Consider the following 26,548-nt stretch of genomic DNA (forward strand, 5'->3'; position numbering starts at 1 on the left):
CACCCGGACGGCGCTGCGGCCGTGCCGTCGCGGGTCCGGGGACAGGGGCCTCTCGCCGCGCTCACAAGCCGGCGAGCGCGGCGAAGTGTGGCTTGCCCCACGGCGTCCGCCGGCCCATGAGGGGCAGGCAATTGAGCCCGCGCGCCCACCGAACCCGAGACCCAGCAAGAGAGCCGATCCCCTTCCATGGCCGATGTGACCCTGCCCGCCGCCTTCCTCGCCGGCCTTGTGAGCTTCGCCTCGCCCTGCGTCCTGCCGCTGGTTCCGCCCTATCTCTGCTTCCTCGGCGGCAGCACCCTGGACGACCTCGCCGGCGCCGAGCCGGTGAAGGAGGTGGCGCGGCGGGCCATGGCGGGGGCGGTGCTGTTCGTGGCCGGCTTCTCGGTGGTGTTCGTGCTGCTGGGGGCGGGCGCCTCGGCCATGGGCGACCTGCTGCGCGCCCATCTCGACATTCTCTCCATCATCGCCGGGCTGGCCATCATCGTGATGGGGCTGAACTTCCTCGGCGTGTTCCGCATCCATCTGCTCCACCGCACGGCGCGCGCCCATGTGCACGACACCACCGGCCTGTGGGGCGCCTTCGTGATGGGTCTCGCCTTCGCCTTCGGCTGGACGCCCTGCCTCGGCCCGGTGCTGGGGGCGATCCTCGCCGTGGCGGGATCGGAAGCCACCGTCTCCAAGGGGGCGGGCCTGCTCGCGGTGTATTCGCTGGGCCTCGGCGTGCCGTTTCTGCTCGCCGCTTTCGCGGTGCGGCCCTTCCTGAAGGGCCTCGTGCACGTGCGCCGGTTCCTGCCGGTGATCGAGAAGGCCATGGGCGCCATGCTCGTGCTCACCGGCGTCGCCTTCATGTCCGGCTGGATCGCCAATGTCAGCTATTGGCTGATCGAGACATTCCCCGCGCTCTCCACCTTGGGATAGAGCCGCGGCCCGCGGCCGGTGGCATCCTCCGACCTATTGAGTGGAGGCGGGCAGGGCGCGCGGTGGCTTCATGCTCCCGCGAAGATTCGACCCGTCACGCCCCGGCTTGTCCGGGGGCATCCACCGGGCCGCTTGCCCGTCTTTGAACACGCAGACACCGGCCGGCCCGCAGAGCGGGGCCTCCGGACAGGCCGGAGGATGGCGGCAGGAGGAAGCAGCGGGGGCCTCGCTTGAGGACCCCGGCTTCACAAAAGCCTCGAGGCCTCAGGCCTCCCGGTGGACGGCGGGCGGGTCGCTCGCCGGGAAGCTCTCCTCCAGCGCCTCGTCGAGGCGGTCGCTGTCTTCCTTCTGCTCGGCCTCCGTGTCGTAGGCGTGCTTCAGCGCCACGAGGCGGGTGAGGAGCGTGTCGCGCCGCTGGGCGAGGTCGGCGATGGAGCGGCCGTCCGCCTCGGCGAGCACGCCTTCCACCAGAGCCTTCTGCAACTCCGGCGTCATCTTCGGCGTGCCGAGGTCGGCCCACCAGGTCTCGATGGCCGGCAGCAGGTGGTGGATGAAGTGCTCCAGCCCGCCGGTGCCGCCGCCGAGGTGGAAGGTCATGTGCGAGCCCATGAGCGCCCAGCGCAGGCCCGGCCCCTCGGAGACCGCGGCATCCACGTCCGCCACCGAGCACACGCCGTCGGCGACGAGGTGGATCGCCTCGCGCCACAGGGCCGCCTGCAGGCGGTTCGCCACGTGGCCGGGCACTTCCTTGCGGATCTCGATGGGGTGCTTGCCCATGGCCTTGTAGAAGGCCATCGCCGTCGCGATCGCGGCGGGGCTGCCCTTCTCGCCGCCCACCACCTCCACCAGCGGGATGAGGTGGGGCGGGTTGAAGGGATGGCCGATGATGCAGCGCTCGGGATGGGCGCAGCCTTCGGAGATGCGGCTCACCAGAAGGCCGGAGGAGGAGGAGGCGATGACCACCTCCGGGGGCAGCACCGCGTCGATGGCGGGGAAGAGCTTCTTCTTCACCTCATAGCGCTCGGGCGCATTCTCCTGGACGAACTGCACGCCCTCCACGGCCTTCACCGGGTCCGGCTCGAAACGCCAGCTCTTCGGATCGATCCTGCCCCCGCCGCCGAGCTCGGTGAGGATGGGCCAGGCGGCGTCGATGAGCTTCTGGGTGGCCTCCGCCGCGCCCGGGGCGGGGTCGCTCACCACCACCTCCAGCCCGCGCGAGAGGAACAGCGCCGCCCAGCTCGCGCCGATGGTCCCGGACCCGATCACGGCGACTTTGCGGATTTCCGGACTCGGATGACTGGACATGGCTTTCTCTCCTCGGGCCCGAGAGCGCGCGCCGAGCCGGCCGCACCGCGACCCGCCCGGACAACGCGTTCTCTTTCTTCATGTTCGGAGGGCGATTCACCGATCAAGCGGAATCAATTTGATCGGATCGCGCTCCAAGGATGTCGTCGGGGTACATAGCAGGCGGAGCCGCGCAGCGGCATACCTTTCAAGGTAGGGCTGGGCTGCGAGGGGCGCGCTCCCATGGGGCTCATGGGCCGGATGGCCACCTGTTCCTAGCCGCGCGGGACACTGGCGAGAAGGTCGTGCAGGCCGAGCCACATGATCTGCACGCCGATGGCGAAGAGGATGAAGGCGAACAGGCGCACCAGAACGCTGGTGCCGTTCTTGCCCAGCACCCGTTCGATGGTGGCCGCCTCGCGGAAGGCGAAATAGACGGTCATCGCGATGACGACCAGCCCGGCCACCGCGCCGATCAGCGAGGAGAGGGACTGGATCAGGTCCACCCGCCAGGTGGGCTGGTGGCTGGCCGCCAGCGCTATGGTGGTGGCGATGGAGCCGGGGCCCACCGTGAGCGGCAAGGTGAGGGGATAGAAGGCCTGGTTCCTGGCGCGGCTGTCGTCCAGCTCCTCGCTGTCGGTGCGGTCGGAGGGCTCGTCGCCCTGGTGCAGCATGGTCCACCCGACCGCGGTGACCACCGCGCCGCCGGCCACCCGCAGCACCGGCAGGCTGATGCCGAAGAACAGGAGCACCTGCGCGCCCACCATCAGCGAGCCCAGCAGCAGCAGGAAGCCGTAGACCGCGACGCTGCGCGCCAGCTGCTCGCGCGTGGCGGGAGAGCAGCGGCGGACGAAATTCAGGAAGATCGGCGCCCCGCCGAGGGGGTTCACAATGGGGAAGAGGGCGGCGAAGACCGTAATGAAGATGTTGAACGCGTTGGTCGCGTAGCTCATGCGGTGCCCCCCGGCGCACGGATGGGCGGGGGTTATTTGTCCTCCCGCTCCCAGCCGTGGGGCGACAGGCGCTCCTGCGGCAGGAACCGGCGTTTATAGTCCATCTTGCGCGAGCCCTGAACCCAATAGCCCAGATAGACGTAGGGCAGTCCCATCTGCTTGGCCCGCGCCACATGGTCGAGGATGAGGAAGGTGCCCAGCGAGCGATGCTCCGCCTGGGGATTGTAGAAGGAATAGACCATCGACAGCCCGTCGGAGAGGATGTCGGTGAGCGCCACGGCCATCAGGTCTCCCGCGGCGCGGGGGATGATCCGCGTGTCCGGCCCGCGCTTGCGATATTCCACGAGACGGGTGTGGACGTGGGTGTCCTCCACCATCATGGCGTAGTCGAGCACGCTCATGTCGGCCATGCCGCCGGTGCCGTGGCGGCTGGTGACGTAGGAGCGGAACAGGGCGTATTGCTCGGACGTGGGGGTGGGCGGCTTCAGCTGGCCGATCAGGTCCGCATTCTCGGCCCGGACGCGGCGGAAGCTGCGCCCCTCCCTGAACTCGTCCACCACGATCCGCACCGAGACGCAGGCCTTGCAGCCCTCGCAGGCGGGCCGGTAGGCGATGGACTGGCTGCGCCGGAACCCGCCCTGGGTAAGCACGTCGTTGAGCACGGCCGCGCGGTCGCCGACGAGGTGGGTGAACACCTTCCGTTCCTCCCGCCCCGGAAGGTAGGGGCAGGGGGAGGGCGCGGTAAGATAGAATTGCGGTGTATCGCGCGGGTGCTCGCTCACGATGCTCTTGCCTCAGGTGACACCAGCATCGCCGCAGCGGGCGGGCGCGTCAAAGGCGAAGGCGGCGGGCGCACCGAAAATTCAGGTCCGCCGCCTGAGCGCATCGGCCCGCTGGGGGGCGTTCACCACCACCGTGCCGGCGAGGAAATCGTGCAGCAGCCGGCGCCGGTCGTTGAACAGGGGCACCAGCAGCACGAACGGCGTGAGAGCCGAAATGGACACCCAGAACAGCACCGCATGCACCGCGCCGAGGAGCGAATAGCAGGGCGCGCCGTACCAGGTGCGCATCTCCAGCTCCATGAGTCGCATGCCCAGCGTCGCCGAGGCCGGGGAGCCGAGGGTGAGGGCGTTGTAGAGGATGGCCCACACGAAGAAGGCGGGGCTGAGCAGGAAGAACAGCATCCAGCCCAGGCCCAGCGTCAGCAGCCCGAACACGAAGATGAACACGGCGGCGAGCGCGATGGGGCCGATGATCATCAGCACGTCCACCAGGCAGGCGAGCAGCCGGCGGGAGAGCACGCCCTCGAAATATTCCGGCTGCGTCACCGGATCGAACGCATGCGGACGCGGCTCATCCGACCACCCAAGGCGCGGGGGCTCGCGGGACGTGTCGCTCTCGTAGCTCATGGCACAGGGCTCCTTCCGCATCTTCAGGTGGTGGGAGACAGCGGGCATCGCAAGGGGAGGAGGCCTATGCGGCGGTCGCGATGGGGCGCGCACGCTCGATCCGCGCTCGCTCCTCGGGCGAGTTCATCACCTGCCACAGGTCGGTGCGTCGCTGCACGTTGAGCCAGAAGTCCGGGCTATTGCCGAACACGCGGGCAAGAATGAGCGCCGTGGCGGCGGTGACGGCGCGCCGGTCGTTGCATAGCTCGTTCACATGCTTGCGCGGCACGCCCATGGCCTCCGCCAGCGCCGCCTGCGTGAGCCCGAGCGGCTGCATGAACTCTTCCACGAGGATCTCGCCGACGCCTGCCGGCTTGCGCTTGGTCATCAGCATGCATCACCTACCGGTAGCCGTGGTCATCAAGATAGACATCGGACGCCTCGCCGCGCGCACCATTCCAGCGAAACACCAGACGCCACTCATGGTTCACGCGGATGGAATGAAGCCCTTCCACCGCGCCGCGCAGCTTCTCGAAATGATTGCTCGGCGGCACGCGAAGGTCTTGATCTGTAGTGGCGTGGTCGATCACCTGAAGCTTGCGGAAAAGGCGATCCTCCAAGTCTGCTGGAATATGCCGGGAATAGGCATCGTCCACGAAAAAGGACCTCAGCCACGCATCGCGAAAGCTGAATTCAAACCCAACCCAATGTACTACCCAATGGCTCTCCCGGGTAATGGCCTGCGCCCTACCAGTCCGCCCCGCCCGCCCCCAGCCGCTGCACGGGCAGGCCCTCGCTCTCCAGCGCCTTCTGGATGAGCTCGGCATGGGCCTGGTCGCGGGTTTCCACCGTGAGGTCGAGGCGGGTGCCCTTGGCCGGCACGTCGAGGAAGGTGCGGCGGTGGTGCACCTCCAGGATGTTGGCGCCAAGCTTGCCCAGCAGCGTGGCGATGCGCCCCAGCATGCCCGGCCGGTCGAGGATGGTGAGGCGGAAGGAGACGATCCGCTCCTCGCGCTCCAGCTCGCGCAGCAGGATGCCGGCGATCATGCGCGGGTCGATGTTGCCGCCGGAGACGACGAGGCCCACCGTCTTGCCGCGGAAGCGCTCCGGCTCGCTGAGCAGGGCGGCGAGGCCGGCGGCGCCGGCGCCTTCCGCAAGGGTCTTCTGGTGCATGAGGAAGGCGTTGACGGCGCGCTCCAGCGCCGTCTCGTCCACCAGCACCACATTGGAGACGAGCCGCCGCACGATCTGCACCGTGATCTCGCCCACGTTGCGCACGGCGATGCCCTCGGCCAGCGTCGGCCCGCCGCAGGGGCGCGCCTCGCCGGTCATGGCGCTCCACATGGCGGGGTAGAGCTGGGTCTCCACGCCCACCACCTCGGTCTGCGGCGCGCGGCCGGCGAAGGCCACCGCCATGCCGGCGATGAGCCCGCCGCCGCCGATGGGCACCAGCACGGCGTCGAAGGCCGGCCCGTCCTCGATCATCTCCAGCGCCAGCGAGCCCTGGCCGGCGATCACGTCCACATCGTCATAGGGATGGACGAAGATGCGCCCCTGGGCCTGGGCGATGCGCTGGGCCTCCTCATAGGCATCGGCCACCGTCTCGCCGAACAGCACCACCTCGGCGCCGAAGGCCTGGGTGGCCGACACCTTCACCTGCGGCGTCGTCTCCGGCATGACGATGACGGTGGAGATGCCGAGCCGCGCGCCGTGGTGCGCCACCGCCTGGGCATGGTTGCCGGCCGACATGGCGATGACGCCGCGGCGCGCTTCCTCCGGCGTCAGGCGGGCGAGCTTCACCAGCGCGCCGCGCTCCTTGAAGGAGGCGGTGACCTGGAAATTCTCGTATTTCACATGCACATCCGCCCCGGTGAGGGCGGACAGGCGCGGCGCCGGCAGCAGCGGGGTGCGCAGCACGGCGGCCGAAACCAGCGGCCGCGCCGCCTCCACCATGGCGAGGGTGACGGGCAGATCGCCGGACGGGGCGTCCCCGATGGCGCCCCGGGGGAGGGCCGACGCTGGCTCGGTCATGGATGCTCCTTGGTCGCCGGCCGTCGACCGGGCTTCTTGTCGGCTGCTCTGAGCCCTTTGGGACCGGCCACGCGCGCGCCGGCCCGCCTGCCGTTCCATGGCGGGGGGCGCTCGGCCGTCCCCCGTTTCCCGGTCCGCGGGGAGCCTCAGCCGGCGGCGAGGCGCTCGGCGACGCGCGGGGCGAAATAGGTGAGGATGCCGTCCGCCCCCGCGCGCTTGAAGGCGAGCAGGCTCTCCGGAACGATGCGGTCCCCGTCCACCCAGCCGTTGCGGATGGCGCCCTCGATCATCGCGTACTCGCCGGACACCTGATAGGCGAAGGTGGGCAGGCCAAAGGCCTCCTTCAGCCGCCACACGATGTCGAGATAGGGCAGGCCGGGCTTCACCATGAGCATGTCGGCGCCCTCCTCCACGTCGAGGGCGGCCTCGCGGATGGCTTCCAGCCCGTTGCCGGGGTCCATCTGGTAGGTGCGCTTGTCGCCGGAGAGGGTCTTGGCGGTGCCGATGGCGTCGCGGAACGGGCCGTAGAAGGCGGAGGCGTACTTGGCCGCATAGGACATGATCTGCACGTCCTGGAAGCCGGCGGCGTCGAGCCCGGCGCGGATGGCGCCCACCCGGCCGTCCATCATGTCGGAGGGGGCGATCACGTCGGCCCCCGCCTCGGCCTGTACCAGGGCCTGGCGCACCAGGATGTCCACCGTCTCGTCGTTGAGGATGCGGCCGTCCTCCTCCAGCAGGCCGTCGTGGCCGTGGCTGGTGAAGGGGTCGAGGGCCACGTCGGTGATGAGGCCGATCTCCGGGATCTCCGCCTTGATGGCGCGCAGGGCCTGGCAGACGAGGTTGTTGTTGTTCAGCGCCTCGCTGCCGGTGGGGTCGCGCAGGGTCGGGTCCACGTAGGGGAAGATGGCGAGGGCGGGGATCTTGAGCTTCGCCGCCCCCTCGGCCGCGCGCACCGCCTCGTCCACGCTGAGGCGCTCCACGCCCGGCATGGAGGCGATGGCCTGCCGCTCACCTTTTCCGTTCATGATGAAGATCGGCCAGATGAGGTCGTCGACGGTCAGCGTCGTCTCGCGCACCAGCCGGCGGGCCCAGTCCGTCTTGCGGTTGCGACGCGGGCGATGCACGAGCCCAAGCCCCTCGCCGCGGCCCTGGGCGCGGGCTTCGGCGTCGGAAACGGGGCGGATGCGGGGCGTCGAAAAGGGCATGATGCGCTCGTTCTTCTGTGGGGGCCGGGGGGAAGGGGCCGGCGCCGAGCCTGTTTATAGACCCGCCGCGCGCCGCGCGGGAGGCCGGCGGGCCAAAAGGTCGCTGGCGGGCGTTCCCACGCGCCGGCGCGTCAGGGCGCGTCGGGAGGCCGGCGCCGTTGACGCTCGCCGGAGGCGCGTCTAACCCTGCCCGGGGCGCTCCGCTCAGCGGCACCATCGGGAACGGGGGAAACGGCAGACCATGGAGAGCGAGGTTCTTCTCGAGGTGAAGGGCGCCGCAGGCGTCATCACCCTCAACCGGCCGAAGGCGCTCAATGCGCTGAACCTCCCCATGGTGCGCGAGATCCTGCCCCGCCTGCGCGAATGGGCGAAGGACCCCGCCGTCACCCGCGTCATCATCAAGGGCGCGGGCGAGAAGGCCTTCTGCGCCGGCGGCGACGTGCGCGCCCTCTATGATCTCGGCCGCAGCGGGCGGGTGGGCGAGGCGCTGGACTTCTGGCGCGAGGAATATGTCCTCAACGACTACATCGGCTCCTTCCCCAAGCCCTATGTGGCGCTGATCGACGGCATCTGCATGGGCGGCGGCTTCGGGCTTTCGGCCCACGGCGGCCACCGGGTGGTGGGCGACCGCTACCTGTTCGCCATGCCGGAGGTGAACATCGGCCTGTTCCCGGACGTGGGCGGCACCCATGTGCTGCCGCGCCTGCCGGGGGCCTTCGGGGTGTTCCTGGCGCTCACCGGCACCCGCGTCCGCGCCGCCGAGGCCTATGCCTGCGGCCTCGCCACCGACGTGGTGCCCTCGGCCGCCTTCCCGGCGCTGGAGGAGGCCCTCGTCGCCGGCGCCGAGGTGGAGCGCACCATCGCCGACCATCGCATCGAGCCCGGCCCGTCGAGCTTCGCCGACCGGGCGGACTTCATCGCCGACGTGTTCGGCCGCCCCGACCTTGCCGCCATTCTCGCGGCGCTGGCGGCTGCGGCCGGGGCGGGCGGCGCCCATGCGGAATTCGCCGCGGCACTGCTCGCCGACATGCGCACCAAGTCGCCCACCAGCCTCTCCATCGCCATGGAGCAGATGCGGCGGGGACCCCATCTCACCCTCGGCCAGTGCCTGACGCTGGAATTCCGGGTGGTGACGCGGGTCGCGGCAGGGCATGATTTCTACGAGGGCGTGCGCGCGGTGCTGGTGGACCGCGACAACGCCCCCAAATGGCAGCCCGCCCACCTCGCAGAGGTGGATCCCGCCGCGATCGCGGCGCATTTCGATCCCATCGCGGACGAACTGGAACTTCTGGCCCCCGGCGCATGAGCCATTACGACCCCATCGACGCCAGCGCCCGCGCCCAGTGGGAGAACATGACGCCCTGGCGGCGTCGGCTCTTCCTGTTCCTGCGCGGGGTGGCCGCCTTCCTCATCCTCGAGGGGATCATCCACTGGGCGGTGATTCTCGGCATTGGCGACGGGCCGGAGAGCCGGTTCGAGGCCATGCCCATGGCGGCGCAGGCGGCGGTGATCTGGGCGGCCATCATCGATCCCATCGCCGGCGTCGGCCTGTGGCTCAGGGCGGGATGGGCGGTGGTGCTGTGGCTGCTGGCGACGCTGACGCAGGTGGCGTTCGGCGCCTGGGCGCCGGCGGGGATGACGCGGCTGCTGCTCTTCACCCTCGTGGAGCTGGCGCTGGTGGTGGGCTATGCGGTGCTCTCCATCCGCGCGGCGCGGGAGAGCGACCAGGACTGAGCGGCAACGACTGACCGTGACAGCGGGAGAGACCCATGGGCGCGACGCAGTGGACGCAGGTGGACGACTATCTGGTGGAGCGCCTCCTGCCGGCCGATCCGGTGCTGGAGAACGTGCTCGCCGAGAGCACGAAGGCGGGACTTCCGGCCATCAACGTCTCGCCGGCGCAGGGGCAGATGCTGAACCTGTTCGCCCGCATGGCGGGGGCGCGGCGCATCCTGGAGATCGGCACGCTCGGCGGCTATTCCACCATCTTCCTCGCCCGCGCCGTGCCGGCCGACGGCACGGTGGTGACGCTGGAGGCGGACGCCCACCATGCGCAGGTCGCGGGCGCCAATTTCCAGCGCGCGGGCGTCGCCGGGAAGGTGGACCTGCGCGTCGGCCGCGCCATCGACACCTTGCCGAAGCTGGAGGCGGAGGGCCTTGGCCCGTTCGACTTCATCTTCATCGATGCCGACAAGCCGTCCAATCCCGATTATCTCGCCTGGGCGCTGCGCCTGTCGCGGCCGGGCACGGTGATCGTGTGCGACAACGTGGTGCGCGACGGCAAGGTGGTGAATGCGGACGGGGCCGACGCCAATGTGGCGGGGGTGCGCCGCATGCTGGACCTTGCCGGCGCCGACCCGCGCCTCACCGCCACCGCCGTGCAGACGGTGGGCGCCAAGGGCTATGACGGCTTCGCGCTGATGATGGTGGAGTGAGGCGGCGCCTCTCGCGGTGGCTCGACGCCTCGTGTCGTCGCGGCCGGGCTTGCCCGGTGCTCCGTAGGCTCGAGCCGGGCCCGGCCTGCCGGCCCCTATGCCCGGCACCCGGCCGGGCATAGGCGAGAACGCGACGGAAATCGTGCCGCAGGTTCGAAAGATGCTGCTCCGGAAGGCGCCGCGCCGTCACCGGTGCGGGCTGCGGGGCGAGTTCACGACCAGGAGCCGAGATAGGCCAGCACCGCGACGATGAGGATGATGGCCACGACGACATAGTGCCGGGCCGCGATCTTGTGGAGAATCATGGGGTCTCTCAGTCGTCGTTGGAGGCGTTGAGGTCTTCCGGGCGCAGGCCCTCTTCCCTGGGCACCACCTGCACGCCGACCGAGCCGCCATTCAGGAAGGTGATGCCCGCCGTTTCCAGCACCCGGCACAACAGCGCCCGGGTGGAGGCGAGGGCCTCCAGCACCACGTCGTCCTTCTCCACCACCTTGACCGTCTGCGCCGTGACGCCGGCCTTTTCCGCGAGCTCGTCGCGGGTCCAGGCCACGAGCGCCCGCGCGGCCTTGATCTGGCGGCCTGTTACCAGGGAATTCGGCAAGTTCTTCCTCCCGTCCTCAGGGACGGGAGAATGGCACGCCGCCTCAAGGGCTTCAATGGAGGGGCGAGGCGGGAGGCGGGGGCCGGTCCCGCACCTCCGCGGCCGGGGAGAGGAAGGGTAAGCCTCCCCCATCCACGTCTCGCGCCCGGGCGCGCCGCTTCGGGCCGGCGGCGCAGCCGCCCGGCGTCACGCTTCCGGCCGTGCCGTCCGCTTCAGAACTTCTCCACCCACGGGCGCAGCTCCATCTCCCAGGTCCAGGCGGAGCGGTGCTGGCGGTGCAGGGCGAGGTAGGCGTCGGCGATGGCGTCGGGATCGAGCCACTTGTCCTGCGGCCCCGGCTCGCCGGCGGTGGCCCAGGAGGAGGAGATGCCGCCATCGATGATGAAGTGCGCCACATGGATGCCGCGCGGCGACAATTCGCGGGCGAGGCCCTGGGCGAGGGCGCGCAGGGCGAACTTGGCCATGGCGAAGGGCACCGAATGGGGCATGGACTTCACGCTCGCCGTGGCGCCGGTGAAGAAGATGGAGCCCGAGCCGCGCTGGAGCATGCGCCGGGCCGCCGCCTGGGCGGTGAGGAAGCCGGCGAAGGCGCCCACCGCATAGCTGTCCATCACGTCCGCCGGGTCCAGCACCTCGATGGGCCCGCGGTAGCGCATGGCGGCGTTGAACACCACCAGGTCCGGGGTGCCGAAGGCGGCATCCACCTCGGCGAACACCGCCTCCATGGCCTGCGGGTTCTGGGCGTCGGCGGCGATGGCGCGCGCTCCGGTCTCCTTCACCAGAGGCGCGAGCTTCTCCACGTCCCGGGCCACGAGGGCGACGCGGAATCCCTCCTTCACGAGGCGGCGGGCGAGGGCGGCGCTGAGGCCCTTTCCGGCCCCGACGATCATGGCTGTCTGTTCGGTCACGGCATGGCTCCGGCTCGGGCGGGGGCAAGGCGCGGCGGAACACCGCGCTGCGCCTTGCGCCGCCCCTGAAAGGGATATTCGCGGCATGCGGCGGCAAGGTTTCAGGACCGGGCGTCGATCCGGCAAGACCGGCGCGCGCCCGCCCCATACGCCCGCCCGCCGCGCAGTGTTCGCGCCGAGCGTGGCGATCAGGGGGCGGCGAAGAGGGGCGTGACGCCTTCCGTGTCGATATAGACGACGCCGTCCTCGATCTTCACGGGATATTCGGCGAGGGCGCTCTCCTGCGGCTCCACCGGGGCGCCGGACGAGAGGTCCCATTTCCAATTGTGCAGCGGGCAGGTGAGCACCGTGCCGTCGAAGTCTGCCTCGTTGAGCGGCGCATTGGAATGAGGGCACACGCCCTGGAAGGCCTTCACCTCGCCATTGTCCGGCCAGGCGAGCACGATGAGGTGACTGTCGGCGATGACCAGCCGGAAGCACCCTTCAGCCAGGGTCTCGGCTTTGCAGACGCGGGTGAACATCTCGAAAAATCTCGTGTGCGAAAAATATCCCCCATGATCACCGCAACCGGCCGCAAGAGAAAGGGGGAAGGAGGCGAAAACCGCAGGTGCGCCGGGACGCGGGGGAGGGGGCGCCGTCCGGCGCGTTTCTTGCGTCGGGCATCTCCCGTACCAAACCCCGGACATTCGTTTCATGATCCTGCCAGAGGGAAGCCGGCTCAAGCCGTTCATCGCCCAGCGTCTCGACCAGATCGCCAAGGCCAAGGCCCGCCGCTCGCTCGGCCAGATCCAGGGCAAGGTGGGCGACATGCCCCGCACCCTGGGCTTCCACGGCGCCCTCGCCGCCGCCTACAAGACCGCCGGGGCGCCGGCCGTGATCGCCGAGCTGAAGGGCGGCTCTCCCTTCGATCCCTCCTTCCGCACCATGGTGCCCTACAAGCCGCTGGCCGAGGATTTCGAGGCGGTGGGGGCGGCGGCCCTCTCGGTGGCGGTGGAGCGGCAGGCGTTCCGCGGCTCCTATTCGGACCTCGCCACCGTGCGCGGGGCGGTGGGCATCCCCCTGCTTGCCCGCGACATCATCTTCGACATCTACCAGATCCTCGAGGCGCGACTATCGGGCGCGGACGCGGTGGTGCTCTCTGCGGCGCTGCTCGGACCTGAGCTTGCCGAATTCCGCGAACGTTCAGCGTCCATCGCCATGGATGCGCTGGTGGAGGTCCATACGCCGGAGGAGGTGGAAGCGGCCCTCGCCGCCGGCGCGGACCTTCTGTGCGTCACCGGCCGCGACCTCCACACTTTCGAGCTAACCCCTGGAACATGCGAGGCTTTGCTGCCGCTGATCCCGCCGGAGAAGGCGTTCGCCGTCGCCGAGGGCGGGCTTTCCACGGCGCAGGACCGCGACCGCCTGGGTGCGGCCGGGGCCAAGGCCATGCTGGTGGGCACCGTGATGATGAAGGATGCCGATCCTGCCGGAGTTCTGGAACAGATCCTGGGCATCGAGACCCTCGCCGAGGGGGCCTGACCGGGCTGGCCCGGTTCCTGCTTGGGAGAGGGGCGCGGCCGTCCCGGGCGACGACGGGGCAGCCGCGCAAGCGCGGTCCGGCGCCGGATTGCCGCGGCTTTCCAGGGAGCTGCGGCGCCGTGCCGGGGAAGATGTGGCAGCAACGGAGGCTTGGCGGTGCCGCTTTTCAGCTATCATTGTCCAGATTGCGACAATAACGTCGAACTGCTTGTCGGGGCGTCGGAAAGCCCCGCCTGCCCCGGCTGCGGCGGCACCCGGATGGAGCGGCAGATGTCGCGAATCGCCCCGGAAGGAAAGTCCCGGGCCATCATCCAGTCGGCCCGCGCCCAGGCGGGGCGGGAGGGGCACCTGAGCAACTTCAGCGCGGCCGAACGCAAGCGTTGACGAGGCCATGAACCGGCAGCCCCGGCCGTCCCCGCGGCGGCCTGTCACAAAACTGTAAAGCAGGAGTGGGAAGAGAGCGCACGACATGGCGGATGCGCCCGTCCGCATGATGCCTGCCCTCCCTTCTCCAGAGAACCGCCGCGACCATGAAGCTCGAAACCGCGACCCTCGCTCCCGGCCAGATTCTCCTCACCCTGGAGGGCCGCCTCGATATCGCCGGCGCGGCGGAGATCGAGACCGCCTTCACCGCCCACGCCAGCCACGCCACCCATGCGCTGGTGGACATGGCGGGCGTGCCCTACATCGCCTCCATCGGCATCCGCCTGCTGCTGGCCAATGCCAAGGCGCTCTATCGCCGGGGCGGCAAGCTGGTCCTGTTCGGCACCGACCCGCAGGTGGAGAAGGTGCTGCTGACCACCGGGGTCGGCGAGCTCACCTCCATCGTCGCCACGCGCGCGGACGCCCTCGCGCTGGCGGGTCTTCCGGCGGACGCGGCGGGCTGAGCCCCCTTCTTCCGGAAACACTGCATCCTGAAAGGCCGGGCCGGGCGCCAACTGCCCCGCCCCGGCCTTTCGTGCGTCCGGTCAGGCGGGCCTGGCGGCCGGGGCCAGGGTGATGAGCAGCTCGCGGAGCACCTTGTAGAGCGGGTCGGCGGACGGGCGGATGAGGCCCTGCGATGGCGAGCCCAGCTCCAGGATGATGAACACGCACCCGGCGATGGCCGAGGCGCCGAGGAGCAGGAAGATCATCACCGTGGCATTCTTCGGCGCGAACAGGCCGAAGCTCGCGAACAGCAACGACAGCCACGCCACCAGCATCACGAAGAAGGGCGCGGGCATCACCATCCGGCTCTTCTCCACCAGGGACCAGCGGGCATCCACCATGTTCTCGAGAAGGGTGAGGGCACGGGCCTGGATATAGCGCTCGCGGTCGGTCCTGGGGGTGAGGCGCAGGATCTCCTCAGTGAGGGCTTCGAGCCGGTGGAGCGTGTCCACGCCCACTTCGTCCACCTCCGAGGCGGGCCTGGCGATCTCGTCGGCCTTGGCCTTGGCGTAGGCCATGAGGTGGCCCCGCGCCTCGGCCGTCTCCGAGCCGTAGGACAACAGCACCCGGTTGAGCTTGATGATGTCGGCCGCCAGCGCCTCGATGGCCGTGGTGCGCGCGCTGAAGGAGGAGCTGGCGCTGTTCACCATGAGGCCGAGCACGAGCGCCGCCAGCGTGCCGACCACCGCCATGGAGACCGACACGGCTGTTCCCGTCTCGCCGGTGAGGTGATGCTCCGGCAGCTTGGGCGCGAGCCAGAGGCCGATCACCGCACCGCCGCAGATGGCGAGGAGGGACAGGAAGCCTGCGAGGATGGAACTCATGGAACACCCGCTTCCGAAGACGTGCCGGACCACGACGGCAAGCGCCGCCCTGGACGCGCTGCCTCGCATCCCTGGTCCGACGTGGCAAGCGGCATCGGCCTGATGCCGCGACGGTGCATGGCGCCGCGCGACAAGAGGCCAGCCGCGCCGTCACATCCCGTATAGGCGCAGCGCAACCTTGGTGCCGAGCCAGATGCCGAAGCCGATGGAGAGATGGCTGGTGAAGTCCTGCGCCATCACCCTGGTGCGAATATCGGCGGGAACCCGGCTTGCCAGCGCGCCGGCGCCGAGCACCGGCTCCATGACGAACCAGGTCACGCTCACCGAAAGCGCGCCGAAAAGCAGCGCGGACGCAAGGCTCGGCGGTGCGTGGAACACGAAGCGCATGAGGATGAGGTAGACGGCGGCATAGCCGATGCCCACCACATAATGGACCAGCCAGCCGAGAGGCACCTCGTTCGGCACCGGGGCGGCCTTGCCGATGTCAGGCTGGGTGAACTCGCCCTCTGGGAAATGGCCGACCCACCGCCCGATCATGCCCCAGTTGGACGGCGGCAGGCCGGCGATGCGCTCGTAGATGCGCTGCCAGATGTCCAGGACGGCTGTCCCGATCAGGCCGACCACGAGGATTTCGAGCGCGAGCATCTCAGCTTTCCTTGCGGTGGGGCAGGGGCACGTCGAAGCAGGCGTTCACCATGCCCATCATGGTGTAGAACCCGCAGAGGGTGACGAGCTCCAGCAGCCCGGTCACGCCGAAGCGGGAAATGGCCTGGGCCTGCAATGCCTCCGGGATGGAGCGGAAGGCGAAGGCCGCGTCCGCAAGGCCTGCGACGGTGTCGAACGGCGCCGGCAGGGGGGCGGAGGGCGCGCCGCCGGCGGTCTTCACGGCGTCGATGACGGCTTCCGGCAGCCCGGCCGCGCGCGCCGCCGCCACATGGTCGTCCCACACGAAGGTGACGCCGGAGCGGGCGGCGAGGATCAGCACCACCAGCTGGTAGGCGTCGCGGGGCAAAGCGGAGTCATATTTGTAGAAATAGCCCAGCTGCTCGATGAGGCGGGCCAACTGCGGATGGTTCAGCAAGGGAATGTAGGGGCCGAGATGGTCCACCCCCTTGGCCTGCCGGCGGGCGAGGATGTCCTCATAGATGGCCCGGCCGGCGCCGGTGAGCGTCGCGGTGGGATCGGGAAGGCTGGCCATGCGCTCGGCTCCCTCACGCGTGGTAGGAATAGGCTGCGGCGGCGGCGGCATAAGGCTCGATGGGGGTGGGCGCGGCGCGCTCGGTCTTCACGTCGATCACCGTGGTGCGGCCGGAGGCCAGGGCCTTTTGCAGGGCAGGGCCGATGGCGTCGGCGGTGCGCACCGTCTCCCCCTCCGCCCCGAGGGCGCGGGCGAAGGCGGCCCAGTCCTGGTCCGGCGCCTCGGTGACGCGGGCGGGGGTCGGCCCCTCGCCGTGGACGCGCAGCCACACGTTGCCGAGGGCCTGGTTGTTGCTCACCACGTAGATCACCGGCAGGCCGTTGCGCGCGGCGCTCTGCACCTCCATGCCGTGCATGCGCATGCAGCCGTCCCCGGTGAAGACCACCACCGGGGCGTCCGGCCGCGCGGCCTTGGCGCCGATGCCGGCGGGGATCGCCCAGCCCATGGGGCCGAGGCCGGAGGCGGTGAGGAAGGTGCGCGGCGCGTAGCTCTCCCAATAATGCACGGCGAAGGCGCGGTGGGCGCCGCTGTCCACCAGGGCGATGGTGTCGCGCGGCATGGCCTTGCGCGTCTCGCGGATCAGGCGGGCCGGATGGATGGGCACCTGCGCGCTGGCGGCATTGGCCTCGTCATAGAAGCGGGGCTTGGTCCGCACGGCGCTCATCCAGGCCCGGCGGGCCTCGACGCCGGCGGCCAGCGGCGCGGCCTCCGCCTCGCCGGCCCGGGCGAGCCAGCGGGCGAAAGCGCCGCCGTGCCCGCCCACGAACGTCTCGTCGCCGTCGTGGCACCCCACATGGACCGCGGAGACATTCACCGAGAGCACGCCCAGCCGGGGGTTCAGCTGGCCCGACCAGTACATGGAATCGCGCACGTTCAGCGTCGCGCCCAGCACGATGAGGAGGTCGAGGTCGCTGGCAAGCAGCGCGTCGGTCGCCTGCGGGCTGCCGGCATAGCCGAACACGCCGAGGGAGAGGGGATGATCCTCCGGGAACAGGCCCTTGGAATGCTCGGTGGTGGCGACCGGGATGTGGAACCGCTCCGCCGCCTCCACCAGGGCCGCCGCCGCGTCGTCGGCGATGATGCCGCCGCCCGCCAGGATCGCGACGCGCGGCGCCGGCCCGGCGCTCCCCAGCAGCCTCCACAGCCCGGCCGCCGCCTCGATGTCCAGCGGTTGGGAGCGGAGGATGCCGGCGGAAAGGGCGGCAGGCTCCGCGTCCACGGTGCCCACCTGCACGTCGTGGGGAATGGAGAGGTGCACCGGCGCGCGGGCGCCGTCGAGCATGCGCTTCACCGCGCCGCTCAGGGCGCGCGGCAGGGCGCGTACATCCGGAACGCTGTAGGATTCGGCGGTCACCGGTGCCAGCACGAGGCTGTCGTTGAAGGTGCCGGCGGTGGCATCCTGGAACAGGCCGAGGCCCTGCGCATAGTTCGCCACCTCGCCGCTCAGCAGCAGGACGGGGGAGAGGTCCGACTGCGCGGCGGAAAGCGCCGTGACCGTGTTGGTGGCGCCCGGCCCGCCGATGCACATGCAGGCGCCGAACGTGCCGCTGGCGCGGGCGTAGCCGTCCGCCATATAGGCCGCGCCCCCCTCGTGCGCGGCGACCACCGGCACGAGGCCGGGGGTTCGGTCGAGCGCCGGCAGGAAGGGATCGACGAGCCCGCCCGGCACCATGAACAGGTGGCCGATGCCGTCGGCGACAAGCGCGCGCAGGATGTAGTCGGTGCCAATCATGTCTGTCGCATTCCGTGTCTGGACGGTGGCGGAGAGCGAGTCCCCAAGGGGAAGCTAAGCCTGCCGGGCAGCGGGCTTCAACCGGCGATGATGGCTCGCCAACAGGTTCGCGCGTGTGACGCCGGAGCGCGGTCCGATCATCGGGACCGCAGCGCGGCTCCCCGGGATGGGTGAAACGCCCTCCAGCCTGTTCAGGGCTGGCTCGATGCCGCGGCCGCCGCGGCGATGTCGTCCGCCAACGCATCCACGTTGCGCAGGTCCGCGTCCCAGCCGAACATGAAGCGCGCCGCGTCGCCGATGAAGGTGTAGAAGCGCCAGCCCCTGGCGCGCAGGGCGTCGGTCACGGCCGCCGGCAGGCGCAGGAACACGGCATTGGCGCAGACCGGGAACACCAGCTCCACGCGCGGCAGCGATGCCGCCCGTCCGGCGAAATGGCGGGCGCAGGCGTTGGCGTGGGCGGCATTGCGCAGCCACGCACCGCTCTCCAGCATCCGCACCCAGGGCGCGGACAGGAAGCGCATCTTGGAGGCGAGCTGCCCCGCCTGCTTGCAGCGGTAGTCGAAATCCTCCGCCTGGGCGCGGTTGAAGAACAGGATGGCCTCGCCCACGGCCATGCCGTTCTTGGTGCCGCCGAAGCACAGCACATCCACGCCCGCCCGCCAGGTGAGGTCCGCCGGGCTGGCGCCGAGGGCCGCGCAGGCGTTGGCGAAGCGGGCGCCATCCATGTGCAGGCTGAGGCCGAGGTCCCTGCACACGGCGGAAATCGCCAGGATCTCGTCGCGGCTGTAGAGCTGGCCGGTCTCGGTGGGCTGGGTGATGGTGACCACCCGCGGCTTGGGGAAATGGATGTCCCGCCGGTTGGCGGTGAGGGCGTGAATCGCCTCGGGCGTCAGCTTGCCGTCCTCGGTGGCGGCGGTGAGCAGCTTCGAGCCGTTGGAGAAGAACTCCGGCGCGCCGCATTCATCGGTCTCCACATGGGCGAGGGCCGAGCAGATCACGCTGTGATAGGACTGGCAGAGCGAGGCGAGGGCGAGCGAATTGGCCGCCGTGCCGTTGAAGGCGAAGAACACCTCGCAATCCGTCTCGAATAGGGCGCGGAAGGCGTCGGCGGCACGCTCGGTCCAGATGTCGTCGCCATAGGCGGGGGCGGAGCCGGGATTGGCCTCCGCCATGGCCTGCCACGCCTCGGGGCATACGCCGGCGTAATTGTCGCTCGCGAACTGCTGGGCGGGGGCAGGCATGGCGGGGGCGGGGGGCAGAGTGGAGCTCATGGGCGCAGGTTCCGGTTCAGGGCGCATCGGGCGCGGAATCTGACGCATGGCTTTGCCCGATGTTTGCCGGTTCGGCCACATCCCCCTCGCCGGGGCCGCCACCTTGCCCGGGAGAGCAGGTTGGCGTTGGGCGTCAGCCCAACTCTTGATGCTGCCCATCCTTAGGCCCGAGGTGGAAAAGGCGCAACCCGGCGGGCCGGCTTCGGGGGCGCGGTCCGGACATCGCGGATCATCCCCGCGCAAGCGCCGCCCCACGCCGCGCGGCGGATGGCCGGCCTGATGATGCCTTCACGCTGGATGCTCGCCCTGAAGCTGCGCCCCCGTCTCCTTGCCGCCGCCGTCGCCGGGGCTCGGCCCGCCTGCGGTGCCATGGGCGAGAGTGTCGTCGCCCTGTCATAGAACCCGTGGACACCTCCGCGCAGACCAGAGGCGATCCGCCCGCATCCAGGGGGAATCGCGCTCTAACGCGGGTGGCCCATGGACTATTTCCGACGCTTCACCTTCCTCTTCGCGACGCCGGCCTTCGACGCGGACGACCTGGAGGGGGCGCGCCTCAACCAGATCGTCACGGAGATCGAGCGCTCCGGCTTCGAGGTGGTGCGCGCCCGCAATCTGGAAGACGCGGAAATCTCGGTCCAGACCGACGCCGCCATCGGCTGCATGATGGTGGACTGGGGCAAGAAGGGGCTCGAGGGCAAGACCGCCTCCCTCATCAACCTGATGCGCCGGCGCGGCCTCGACTTCCCCATCATCCTCCTCATCCGCAGGAAGCGCCTCGAGGACGTGCCGGTGGAGGTGCTGGACTTCATCGACGGCTACGTCTTCCTTTCCGAGGAGACGCCCACCTTCATCGCCCGCAACCTCATCAGCCGCCTCAAGCAATATGCCGAGACGCTGAAGACACCCTTCTTCGGCGCGCTGGTGGACTATGCCGAGGAAGGCAACCAGCTGTGGACCTGCCCGGGGCACAACGGCGGCGTCTTCTACTCCCGCAGCCCCATCGGCCGGGTGTTCATGGAGCATCTGGGCGAGGCGGTGTTCCGCGACGACCTGGACAATTCCGTGCTCGACCTCGGCGACCTCCTGACCCACGAGGGCCCGGCGCTGGCGGCGCAGAAGGAGGCGGCGAAGATCTTCGGCGCCGAGAAGACCTATTTCGTGCTCAACGGCACCTCCACCTCCAACAAGGTGGCGCTCTCCGCCCTCGTCACCGACGGCGACCTCGTGCTGTTCGACCGCAACAACCACAAGGCCGCCCATCACGGCGCGCTGATGATCTCCGGCGGCATCCCGCTCTATCTGCCCACCGTGCGCAATGCCTATGGCCTCATCGGCCCCATGGACTACGCCGCGTTCGATGAGCAGGCGCTGCGCGAGCGCATCCGCACCCATCCGCTCGTGAAGGACCCGGAGGCGTGGAAGAAGCCGCGCCCGTTCCGCGTGGCGGTGGTGGAGCAGTGCACCTATGACGGCACCATCCACAGCGCCGACATGATCCTGAGTGCCATCGGGCACCTTGCCGATTACATCCTGTTCGACGAGGCCTGGGCCGGCTTCATGAAGTTCCACCCGCTTTATGCCGGGCGCTTCGCCATGGGGCTGAAGGACCTCGGCCCCGATGCCCCCGGCATCATCGCCACCCAGTCCACCCATAAGCAGCTGGCGAGCTTCTCCCAGGCCTCGCAGATCCACATGAAGGACCGGCACATCACCGGCCAGAAGCGGCGCGTGGAGCACCGGCGCTTCAACGAGAGCTTCATGCAGCACGCCTCCACCTCGCCCTTCTATCCCCTGTTCGCCTCCCTCGACGTGGGCGCGCAGATGATGAAGGGCCGCTCGGGCGAGGTGCTGTGGGACGACACCATCCGTCTTGGCATCGAGCTGAGGAAGAAGATCCGCGCGGTGCGGCGCGAGTTCGAGGAGAAGGAGCTCAGGCCCGAGCGGCGCTGGTTCTTCGAGCCGTTCGTGCCCGACCGGGTGGCGATCCCCGATGTGTCGAGCCCCGGCGCGGTGCACGAGGTGCCGTGGGAAAGCGTCTCCACCGACCAGCTCGCCACCAATCCCGCCTTCTGGCATCTCACGCCGGGGGCGGCATGGCACGGCTTTGACCGCATGGAGCCGGGCTTCGCCATGACCGACCCCAACAAGCTGACGCTCCTCACCCCCGGCTTCGACCGGGCGAGCGGCGGCTATGGGGAGCACGGCATTCCGGCCCCCGTGGTGGCGCAATATCTGCGCGAGAACCGCATCGTGGCGGAGAAGAACGACCTCAACTCCCTGCTCTTCCTGCTCACCCCGGGGGTCGAGGCGTCGAAGGCCGGCACGCTCATCTCGGGCCTCGTCGCCTTCAAGAAGCTGCACGACGACAATGCGCTGCTGGAGGAGGCCATTCCGGAATTCTATCGCCGGCGGCCGGCGCGCTATGCCGGGGTGCGGCTGCGCGATCTGTGCGGCGACATGCACCGCTTCTTCCGCGCCGCGAATGTCAGCGCGCTGCAGGCCATGCAGTTCTCCGCGGAGCACCTGCCGGACATCGCGCTGTCGCCCCACGACGCGGCGCGCTGCCTGGTGCGCAACGACGTGGACTATCTGCCCATCGACGCCATCGCCGGCCGCATCGCCACCACCCCCTTCGTGGTCTATCCGCCGGGCATCGCCACCATCGTCCCGGGCGAGCGCCTGACCGAGCGGGCCAAGCCCATGATCGACTATCTCAAGATGTTCGAGGCGTGCTTCAACACCTTCCCCGGCTTTGACGTGGAAATCCAGGGCGTCTATCGCGAGACGGACGAGGCGGGCCGCGTGCGGCTCCACACCTACGTGGTCGCGGAATAGGACGGGGACGTTCGGATCAGGTCATGGAACAGGAGAGCATGCAGGACAGCAGGGTCGTCATCCGCCCCTCGCGGGACACGGATGTGGACGCCATGCTGGCGATCTATCGCCGGCACATCCGCCGCGGGGTGGAGGAGGGGGTGGACGACGATGGCACTCCCGAGCCGGACGACCTGCGCGAGCGCCGCAAGAACCTGAAGAGCCGTCGCCTCCCCCACATCGTCGCAACCCTGGACGATGAGGTGGTGGGCTATGCCTATGTGGTGCTGTTCCGCAAGCGCCCCGCCTACCGCTACAGCGTGAAGCACTCCATCTACGTGCATCACGCTTATGTGGGGCGGGGGGTGGGCAGCCGGCTCATGCGCGGGCTCATCGACGCCTGCGCCGCGGCCGGGTTCCGGCAGATGATCGGCTACATCGATGCCGACAACGCCGCCTCCCTCGCCCTGCACGAGCGCTTCGGCTTCGTGCGGGTGGGGCTTCTGCCCGGTGTCGCCTACCGCTACGGGCGCTGGTCCGACAGCGTGATGGTCCAGCGCTCCCTCGGCCCCGGCGCCACCACGCCGCCGCCCCCGCCGCCCCTGTCCACCCGCTGAGGGCGCGGGGAAGGGGGCGTGAAGGCCCGGTCAATCGCGGCGGGGCTCGACCGCTCCTCATGGAACGCCCGCGCGGCCGCCATCGCCCGGCGCGTCCGGGCGATCCACTCAGCGGCCGGGCCGGTGGCTGGGCTTGGAGCGCACCGGCACGGCGGAGTGGATGCCCCGGACCAGGCGGAGCATGACGGCAGGATTGGATCCGAGCGCCGCAATCTCCGCGCAGATCGCCCAAATCATGCTCCTTCGTGCGCGACAGGCACATCCTCGGCATGGAGGTCACGGCCCCGGAGAACAGGCCGGCCCTCGCCGCGGCGGTCGAGCTGCTGCGCGGGGCGGAGGGCATCGGCCTGTTCGGCATCGGTGCCCCGGCCATCCTGGCCGACTAGGCGGCCCGCCTCTTCATGGGCAACGGACGCCATTCCCAGACCCCCAACCGCACGGGCATAGCCTTGGGCGAGCAGCTTCTCGCCTTGCGTCGCGTCTGCTCGCTTCCACCTCGCTCATCGCCATCACGGTTGGCGCCGATTGAAGCGGGGGAGGGGGCTGAGGTCACCCGACATGGCTGGTGAGGACCACCACGCTGAACATGACCACCGCCACGACCACGCACAGGCCGATCAATCCCGCCATGACCAGCCGGTCACCATCCGTCGCGTTTGCGTCGGCCGACGGTCGTGCGCGGGGGGCGCCGGCCTGCAGGACAGGTCCCGCGGGAATCGAGGTCGCGGCCGCCTCGATCTTCCGAGGGGGGGACGCGACGGGCGCGGTGACCGGGGGGCTCTCGAGAGGCTGCGCCCCGCGTTTCAGCGGAACCGGAGCCGCCCCCCCGCCGGCAAGGGCATGTCTTGCCTCCGCCGTGATCCGAGCTTCGACCACGACGAAGAACGCGGCTGCAAGCGGCAACAGCACGGTGAGGGCTTCGGCATTCGTGTTGATCCACCCGGACCACAGGGGATCGGACGCGATCAGGCTTCCTGAGATCCAGCCTAGAAAGGCGGCACCCATCAGGATGAGCGCGGGAAATTGCTTCATCGCCTGGGCCATCACGAAGCTTCCGAAGAAGATCAGCGGCACCGAGAACAGCACCCCGCCCACGAGATAAGTCAGGTGACCCTCCGAGACCGCCGCGAGGGCCACCACGTTGTCGAGGCTCATGATCGCATCGGCGATCAGGATGAGCAGGGCGGCGCCGAGGAAGCCGGTGCCGTCGGCAATGGCCGGGTCGAGCTCGATCCGCCGGTCTTCTCCCTCGCCCTCCCGTCGTCGCCGATACTCCCCGGCAAGGAGGTTGATCGCGATGATCAGCAGCAGCACCCCGCCGGCGATCTTCAACATGGGGATGACCAGCAGCGTCCCCGCAAGGGCCGCGATGATCAGCCGGAAGAAGATCGCCCCCGCGGCGCCGAGCGCAACCGCCCGCGGCACCTGGGATGCCGGCAGGCTGCGGCAGGCGAGGGCGATGAGCAAAGCGTTATCGCCGCTGAGCAGGATGTCGATGAAGAAGATCTTCAGACTAGTGCCGAACCATGAGAGGTCAGCGCCGAGATCCATTGAGATGCGTCCTCTAAGATCGGATTGCGGTGTGGCCGGCCACGGCGATCAACGCTTCACATCGCCGTCGCCCTGCCCGGCCACCCTGGTCTTCTCGCCAGCCGCGGCCGCGAGGGCGGGCCCATGTGTCAAGGCGCCGAGAAAATCCACGTCCGGCGACAGCAGCAGCATGGGAGAGGCCCCGGCCAGCGTCTGGCGATAGGTCTGCTGGGTCCGCAGGAAGGTGTAGAACGTGGGACTGCGATCATAGGCGTCGCCGAGGATCTGGGATGCCGTCGCGTCCGCCTCGCCTCTGGCGATCTTGGCCTTCTGCTGCGCTTCCGCGAGGATGACCGTCTTCTGGCGGTCAGCGCGGGCCTGGATCTCCTGCGCCCATTCAAAGCCCTGCGCGCGCAGCTCCTTGGCCTCGCGCTGGCGCTCCGACTTCATGCGGTCGTAGATGGCCTGGCTGGTCTCGGCCGGCAGGTCCGCCCTCAGCAGGCGCACCTCCACCACATCCACGCCGAGCGACAGGCTGCGCTCGATCACCTGGGCGCGGATCTGGTCGATGATCCGGTCCCGCTCGGCCGAAAGGAGATCCACCAGCTTCGCCTGGCCGAGTTGCCGGCGCACCGCCGAGTTGACGATCTGCGCGAGACGCGACTGGCCCTGCTCGATGCCGCCCACCGCCCGGTAGAAGGCGAGGGGATCGCTGATGCGGAACCGCGTGTAGGTGCTCGCCTCGATGCGCTTCTGGTCGCCCATGATGATCTGCTCGGCCGGCGGTTCCAGGGAGATGAGCCGCCGCTCGAAGAAGATCACCGTGTCGATGAACGGAACCTTGAAGTAGAGGCCGGGATCGTCATGGACCGCGAGCGGCATGCCGAGACGCACCACCAGCGCCCTCTGCGTTTCCTCCACCGTGAAGGCGAAGGAGGTAGCCACCGCGACCAGCACGGCGACGGCGGCCAGCGCGATGAGACCGACGCGCCTCACTTTGCAGCTCCTGCGACGGGGGGCTCCGGGGTGGCGGCCGGGGCCGGCTTCGATGCGGCCTCGGCGAGGGGCAGATAGGGCACGATGCTGCTCCCGTGGGCGGACATGTCCACGATCACCCGGCCGGAATGCTTCAGCACCTCGTCCACGCTTTCGAGATAGAGCCGTCGCATGGTCACGTCCTTGTGCCGTTCATAGGCGGCCTCCACGGCGAGAAAGCTCTGGGCCTCGCCGCGCGCCAGGTCCACCACCTGCTCGCCGTAGGCTTCCGCCTCCTGCACGATGTGCTCGGCCTCGCCGCGGGCGCGGGGAAGAATGTCGTTGCGATAGGCCTCGGCCTCATTCCGCGCCCGCTCCTGGTCGGCACGGGCGCGCTGCACGTCGTTGAAGGCGTCGATCACGGCGGAAGGCGGATCTATGCGCAGCAGCTGCACCTGGGTGATGATGATGCCGGCCTCATACTTGTCCAGCAGGCGCTGCAGGACGACCTCTGTCTGCTGGGCGATCTGCTGGCGCTTGTCCGAGAGTGCCGCCTGGATGGGATTCTGCCCGATGACCTCACGCAGGGCGCTTTCGGCAGCCACCCGGAGCGTGCCTTCCGCGTCCGCGACCTTGAACAGATACTGCCCCGCATCGCGGATGCGCCAGAACACCACGCAGTCCGCCTCGACGATGTTCTCGTCCCCGGTCAGGATCTGGCTGCGTTCGCGCCGGCCGTCCCGCGTGCCGAGGACCAGCTGATTCACTTGCGTCGTCTTGGGGAGGAGGATCGTCTCGATGGGATAGGGCCAGTGATAGTGAATGCCGGACGCCTGCGTTGAAACCCATTTGCCAAAGCGCAGCACGATCCCCTGCTCGTCGGGCTGGACCCTGTAGAAGCCGCTCGCCGCCCAGAGGAAAACGAGAAGGCCTGCGGCCACCAAGACGCCCTTGGGCCCGAAATGCGGCAGGCGCAGCATCTCGGAGACCTGGTCCCGTGCCAATCCCTCGAAAGGTTCCGCCCCTCCGGCGCGCCGGCCGCTGTTTTCGCCGCGCGATTCGGCGTCGATGTTCGCCATGCAGGCTGACCTCAGGTCAGGTAATTTTCTAGATTACCGTAAGTAATGTATGCTTCGCCTTGGTGCGAAGATGAATAATATTATTAGAGCTAGGTCTCTATCGGCAATTTTTCCAATTTGAACGGAGTGCGACATGTCGCGCATCGTCGCCGGGCTCAGAGAATTTTGAAATTATCTCGTGTATTCAGCGCGTTATGGGTGGAGCGGCTGTGGATTAAATGTTCGTGACGCGGCTCGTGTCGAGTGGGTGCCGCTCCGCAAGGTCCTGCATCTCGAAGGGCATCACGGCGGTGCCTTGCCCAGCTGCCGCAACGCTACTGCGCTGACAACGCGCACC

29 protein-coding genes and 1 riboswitch are annotated in these 26,548 nt (G+C 69.4%); of the genes, 10 read left to right on the top strand and 19 right to left on the bottom strand.

Going from position 1 to position 26,548, the window contains the following annotated elements:
* Positions 1-186 precede the first annotated feature (186 nt).
* Positions 187-918 (top strand): cytochrome c biogenesis CcdA family protein, encoded by a 732-nt coding sequence (locus V5F59_RS10670; RefSeq protein ID WP_393977147.1) that lies wholly within the window; start codon positions 187-189, stop codon positions 916-918.
* Between the two features lie 264 nt (positions 919-1,182).
* Here the strand turns inward: V5F59_RS10670 and V5F59_RS10675 are convergent, their stop codons facing one another.
* From V5F59_RS10675 to hemB, 8 genes are all read right to left on the bottom strand, one after another.
* Positions 1,183-2,223 carry a 3-hydroxyacyl-CoA dehydrogenase NAD-binding domain-containing protein gene (locus V5F59_RS10675; protein WP_393977149.1) on the bottom strand — a complete coding sequence of 347 codons (1,041 nt, stop codon included), beginning with the start codon at positions 2,221-2,223 and terminating at the stop codon, positions 1,183-1,185.
* Between the two features lie 254 nt (positions 2,224-2,477).
* The gene (locus V5F59_RS10680; RefSeq protein WP_393977151.1) at positions 2,478-3,155 is read right to left on the bottom strand and encodes a MarC family protein; all 678 of its coding nucleotides are present in this window, start codon (positions 3,153-3,155) and stop codon (positions 2,478-2,480) included.
* 32 nt (positions 3,156-3,187) lie between these two features.
* A complete protein-coding gene (locus tag V5F59_RS10685; protein WP_393977153.1) occupies positions 3,188-3,937 on the bottom strand; it encodes an arginyltransferase in 750 nt (249 codons plus the stop codon).
* Positions 3,938-4,018: 81 nt separating this feature from the next.
* Positions 4,019-4,564, bottom strand: coding sequence for an RDD family protein (locus V5F59_RS10690; protein ID WP_393977155.1), 546 nt, complete (start codon positions 4,562-4,564; stop codon positions 4,019-4,021).
* Positions 4,565-4,628: 64 nt separating this feature from the next.
* Entirely contained in the window at positions 4,629-4,937 is a 309-nt protein-coding gene (locus V5F59_RS10695; protein WP_393977157.1) for a HigA family addiction module antitoxin, read from the bottom strand.
* 7 nt (positions 4,938-4,944) lie between these two features.
* Positions 4,945-5,199, bottom strand: a complete 255-nt coding sequence (locus V5F59_RS10700) for a type II toxin-antitoxin system RelE/ParE family toxin (protein ID WP_509211219.1) — start codon at positions 5,197-5,199, stop codon at positions 4,945-4,947.
* A 91-nt stretch (positions 5,200-5,290) separates the two neighbouring features.
* Positions 5,291-6,574 carry a threonine ammonia-lyase gene (locus V5F59_RS10705; RefSeq protein ID WP_393977159.1) on the bottom strand — a complete coding sequence of 428 codons (1,284 nt, stop codon included), beginning with the start codon at positions 6,572-6,574 and terminating at the stop codon, positions 5,291-5,293.
* A 146-nt stretch (positions 6,575-6,720) separates the two neighbouring features.
* Positions 6,721-7,779, bottom strand: coding sequence for a porphobilinogen synthase (gene hemB, locus V5F59_RS10710; RefSeq protein WP_393977161.1), 1,059 nt, complete (start codon positions 7,777-7,779; stop codon positions 6,721-6,723).
* 241 nt (positions 7,780-8,020) lie between these two features.
* Between hemB and V5F59_RS10715 the strand changes: the two genes are divergently transcribed.
* Genes V5F59_RS10715 through V5F59_RS10725 form a run of 3 tightly spaced genes read left to right on the top strand, consistent with a single transcriptional unit; the run spans position 8,021 to position 10,214 of the window.
* Positions 8,021-9,085 carry an enoyl-CoA hydratase/isomerase family protein gene (locus tag V5F59_RS10715; protein ID WP_393977163.1) on the top strand — a complete coding sequence of 355 codons (1,065 nt, stop codon included), beginning with the start codon at positions 8,021-8,023 and terminating at the stop codon, positions 9,083-9,085.
* Positions 9,082-9,513 carry a DUF6163 family protein gene (locus V5F59_RS10720; RefSeq protein ID WP_393977165.1) on the top strand — a complete coding sequence of 144 codons (432 nt, stop codon included), beginning with the start codon at positions 9,082-9,084 and terminating at the stop codon, positions 9,511-9,513. Before V5F59_RS10715 ends, V5F59_RS10720 begins: the two co-directional genes overlap by 4 nt.
* 35 nt (positions 9,514-9,548) lie before the next feature.
* Positions 9,549-10,214, top strand: a complete 666-nt coding sequence (locus V5F59_RS10725; RefSeq protein ID WP_393977167.1) for an O-methyltransferase — start codon at positions 9,549-9,551, stop codon at positions 10,212-10,214.
* A 313-nt stretch (positions 10,215-10,527) separates the two neighbouring features.
* On the opposite strand, the gene V5F59_RS10730 is transcribed toward V5F59_RS10725, so the two are convergent.
* From V5F59_RS10730 to V5F59_RS10740, 3 genes are all read right to left on the bottom strand, one after another.
* On the bottom strand, positions 10,528-10,815 hold the full coding sequence (locus tag V5F59_RS10730) for a transcriptional regulator (RefSeq protein WP_393977169.1): 288 nt from the start codon (positions 10,813-10,815) through the stop codon (positions 10,528-10,530).
* Positions 10,816-11,027: 212 nt separating this feature from the next.
* A complete protein-coding gene (locus V5F59_RS10735; RefSeq protein WP_393978563.1) occupies positions 11,028-11,705 on the bottom strand; it encodes an SDR family NAD(P)-dependent oxidoreductase in 678 nt (225 codons plus the stop codon).
* Between the two features lie 206 nt (positions 11,706-11,911).
* Entirely contained in the window at positions 11,912-12,244 is a 333-nt protein-coding gene (locus V5F59_RS10740) for a monooxygenase system ferredoxin subunit (protein ID WP_393977171.1), read from the bottom strand.
* 172 nt (positions 12,245-12,416) lie between these two features.
* Between V5F59_RS10740 and V5F59_RS10745 the strand changes: the two genes are divergently transcribed.
* The 3 genes from V5F59_RS10745 to V5F59_RS10755 all read left to right on the top strand — a co-directional run bounded on the left by V5F59_RS10745 (position 12,417) and on the right by V5F59_RS10755 (position 14,131).
* Entirely contained in the window at positions 12,417-13,244 is an 828-nt protein-coding gene (locus V5F59_RS10745) for an indole-3-glycerol phosphate synthase TrpC (RefSeq protein WP_393977173.1), read from the top strand.
* A gap of 156 nt (positions 13,245-13,400) precedes the next feature.
* Entirely contained in the window at positions 13,401-13,628 is a 228-nt protein-coding gene (locus tag V5F59_RS10750) for an FmdB family zinc ribbon protein (RefSeq protein ID WP_393977175.1), read from the top strand.
* A gap of 146 nt (positions 13,629-13,774) precedes the next feature.
* Positions 13,775-14,131 carry an STAS domain-containing protein gene (locus V5F59_RS10755; RefSeq protein ID WP_393977177.1) on the top strand — a complete coding sequence of 119 codons (357 nt, stop codon included), beginning with the start codon at positions 13,775-13,777 and terminating at the stop codon, positions 14,129-14,131.
* 81 nt (positions 14,132-14,212) lie between these two features.
* On the opposite strand, the gene V5F59_RS10760 is transcribed toward V5F59_RS10755, so the two are convergent.
* The 5 genes from V5F59_RS10760 to V5F59_RS10780 all read right to left on the bottom strand — a co-directional run bounded on the left by V5F59_RS10760 (position 14,213) and on the right by V5F59_RS10780 (position 19,196).
* A complete protein-coding gene (locus V5F59_RS10760) occupies positions 14,213-14,995 on the bottom strand; it encodes a bestrophin-like domain (protein ID WP_393977179.1) in 783 nt (260 codons plus the stop codon).
* Between the two features lie 150 nt (positions 14,996-15,145).
* On the bottom strand, positions 15,146-15,640 hold the full coding sequence (locus tag V5F59_RS10765) for a DUF2938 family protein (protein ID WP_393977181.1): 495 nt from the start codon (positions 15,638-15,640) through the stop codon (positions 15,146-15,148).
* A 1-nt stretch (position 15,641) separates the two neighbouring features.
* Complete coding sequence (locus V5F59_RS10770) at positions 15,642-16,193, bottom strand: carboxymuconolactone decarboxylase family protein (protein ID WP_393977183.1); 552 nt, start codon at positions 16,191-16,193, stop codon at positions 15,642-15,644.
* A 13-nt stretch (positions 16,194-16,206) separates the two neighbouring features.
* Positions 16,207-17,925: a thiamine pyrophosphate-binding protein gene (locus V5F59_RS10775; protein WP_393977185.1), complete on the bottom strand. Its 1,719-nt coding sequence runs from the start codon at positions 17,923-17,925 to the stop codon at positions 16,207-16,209.
* A 191-nt stretch (positions 17,926-18,116) separates the two neighbouring features.
* A complete protein-coding gene (locus tag V5F59_RS10780) occupies positions 18,117-19,196 on the bottom strand; it encodes a threonine aldolase family protein (RefSeq protein ID WP_393977187.1) in 1,080 nt (359 codons plus the stop codon).
* Between the two features lie 49 nt (positions 19,197-19,245).
* Positions 19,246-19,353, bottom strand: a riboswitch (SAM-I-IV-variant riboswitch).
* Between the two features lie 320 nt (positions 19,354-19,673).
* On the opposite strand from V5F59_RS10780, the gene V5F59_RS10785 reads away from it, so the two are divergent.
* From V5F59_RS10785 to V5F59_RS10795, 3 genes are all read left to right on the top strand, one after another.
* A complete protein-coding gene (locus tag V5F59_RS10785) occupies positions 19,674-22,031 on the top strand; it encodes an Orn/Lys/Arg family decarboxylase (protein WP_393977189.1) in 2,358 nt (785 codons plus the stop codon).
* Positions 22,032-22,054: 23 nt separating this feature from the next.
* Entirely contained in the window at positions 22,055-22,627 is a 573-nt protein-coding gene (locus V5F59_RS10790) for a GNAT family N-acetyltransferase (RefSeq protein WP_393977191.1), read from the top strand.
* Positions 22,628-22,872: 245 nt separating this feature from the next.
* Entirely contained in the window at positions 22,873-23,013 is a 141-nt protein-coding gene (locus V5F59_RS10795; protein ID WP_393977193.1) for a hypothetical protein, read from the top strand.
* Between the two features lie 163 nt (positions 23,014-23,176).
* Here the strand turns inward: V5F59_RS10795 and V5F59_RS10800 are convergent, their stop codons facing one another.
* Genes V5F59_RS10800 through hflK form a run of 3 tightly spaced genes read right to left on the bottom strand, consistent with a single transcriptional unit; the run spans position 23,177 to position 26,211 of the window.
* Entirely contained in the window at positions 23,177-24,178 is a 1,002-nt protein-coding gene (locus V5F59_RS10800; protein ID WP_393977195.1) for a YjbE family putative metal transport protein, read from the bottom strand.
* A gap of 48 nt (positions 24,179-24,226) precedes the next feature.
* Positions 24,227-25,153 (bottom strand): protease modulator HflC, encoded by a 927-nt coding sequence (hflC, locus tag V5F59_RS10805; RefSeq protein WP_393977197.1) that lies wholly within the window; start codon positions 25,151-25,153, stop codon positions 24,227-24,229.
* Complete coding sequence (gene hflK, locus V5F59_RS10810) at positions 25,150-26,211, bottom strand: FtsH protease activity modulator HflK (RefSeq protein ID WP_393977199.1); 1,062 nt, start codon at positions 26,209-26,211, stop codon at positions 25,150-25,152. Before hflK ends, hflC begins: the two co-directional genes overlap by 4 nt.
* Positions 26,212-26,548 lie beyond the last annotated feature (337 nt).

The sequence above is a fragment of the Xanthobacter nonsaccharivorans genome (assembly GCF_043194755.2).
Taxonomy (GTDB): domain Bacteria; phylum Pseudomonadota; class Alphaproteobacteria; order Rhizobiales; family Xanthobacteraceae; genus Xanthobacter; species Xanthobacter autotrophicus_G.